Source organism: Spongiactinospora sp. TRM90649, from assembly GCF_029382225.1.
Taxonomy (GTDB): domain Bacteria; phylum Actinomycetota; class Actinomycetes; order Streptosporangiales; family Streptosporangiaceae; genus Spongiactinospora.
This window is the reverse complement of record NZ_JARLTC010000089.1, coordinates 1-1,613: the sequence shown is the minus strand read 5'-3', so window position 1 is coordinate 1,613 and position 1,613 is coordinate 1. Positions and strand designations below refer to the sequence as shown.

The 1,613-nt window shown below is 72.3% G+C and carries 1 protein-coding gene; it reads right to left on the bottom strand.

Going from position 1 to position 1,613, the window contains the following annotated elements; all coding sequences use genetic code 11:
* Window positions 1-1,613 (bottom strand): acyltransferase domain-containing protein (locus tag P3X83_RS43090; protein WP_277311244.1); only part of this gene is annotated, 1,613 nt, incomplete at both ends.

The window sequence follows — 1,613 nt, the reverse complement described above, 5'->3', positions numbered from 1 at the left end:
GCCTCCAGCGGGGTCCAGGACACCTGGTAGCGCCATGAATCCAGGACGGAACGCTCACGGCGATCCTTCCGCCACGCCGACAGCGCGGGCAGCACCACACCGAGTTCGTCGCCCGTGGCCAGGCCGAGGGTTCCGGCGATCGCCTCGACGTCCTCGGACTCCACCGCCTCCCAGAAGCGGGCTTCGGCCGCGTCGACGGTGGCCGCCGCCTCGTGGTGGTCCGGCTCGATCCAGTAGCGCTGCCGCTGGAACGGGTAGGTCGGCAGCTCGACGGTCGCCGCGCCCCATCCGCCGAAGACGGCCCGCCAGTCGATCGGCCCGCCCTGCACGTGAACCTGCGCCAGCGCCCGCAGCGCCGTCCGCGGTTCGGGACGGCCGGAGCGAAGGACCGGGATCAGCGCCGCGTCGTCGCCCACGGACCGCTGGGCCATCGCGGTCAGCACCGCGTCCGGGCCCAGCTCGACGAAGGTGGTCACGCCGTGCGCGTGCAGGGTCGCGACGCCGTCGGCGAACCGGACCGCTTCGCGGACGTGGCGGACCCAGTAGCCGGCGGTGTACTCGGCGACGGGCTCGCCGTCCAGGTTGGAGATGACCGGGACGCGCGGCTCGGCGTAGTCGATGGTCGCGGCGACCGCGCCGAACTCGGCCAGCATCGGCTCCATCAGCACCGAGTGGAACGCGTGGGAAACCGTCAGCCTCTTCACGCGACGGCCTTCGGCGCGATAGGTCGCTTCGAGCTCGTCGATGGCCTCGGCGACCCCGGAGAGCACGATCGAGGTCGGGCCGTTGACGGCGGCGATACTGACGCGCTCGTCGAAGACGATCTCCTCTTCGGTGGCCTCGACGGCCAGCATCGCGCCGCCCACCGGGAGGGCCTGCATCAGGCGGCCTCGGGCGTCGACCAGGCGGCAGGCGTCCGCGAGGGACATCACCCCCGCGACGTGGGCTGCGGCGATCTCACCGATGGAGTGGCCGAGCAGGTAGTCCGGGGTGGTTCCCCATGATTCGAGGAGCCGGTAGAGGGCGACCTCCAGCGTGAACAGCCCGGCCTGCGTGTAGCGCGTCTGGTCGAGGAGGCCGGAGTCGCCGAAGACGATCTCCTTCAGATCGCCCTCGAAATGCCGGCACACCTCGTCGAAGGCCTCCGCGAAGGCCGGGAAAGCGTCGTAGAGTTCGCGACCCATCCCGGCGCGCTGCGAGCCCTGGCCGGTGAACAGGAACGCGAGCCGTCCCGGGGCGGCCACGCCGCGCACCACCGCGTCGCCGGGTGTGCCGGTGCTCAGCTCGCGCAGGCCGTCCAGAAGCCCGGCCGTGTCGGAGGCCAGCACCACGGCCCGGTGGTCGAAGGCCGCGCGCGTGGTCGCGAGCGAGAAGCCGAGATCGACCAGGCCGTGGTCGGCGTCGACCTCCAGGAGGCCGATCAGCCGCTCGGCGTGGGCGCGGACCACGTCGGCCGAGCGCCCGGAGATCGCCACCGGCACGGCCGGCGGCTCGGAGACGGCCTGTTCCCGAGGCACGTCGAAGACAGGGGGTTCCTCGATGATGGTGTGGACGTTCGTGCCACTGATCCCGAACGACGACACCGCCGCCCGACGCGTCCGGCCACCGCTGGC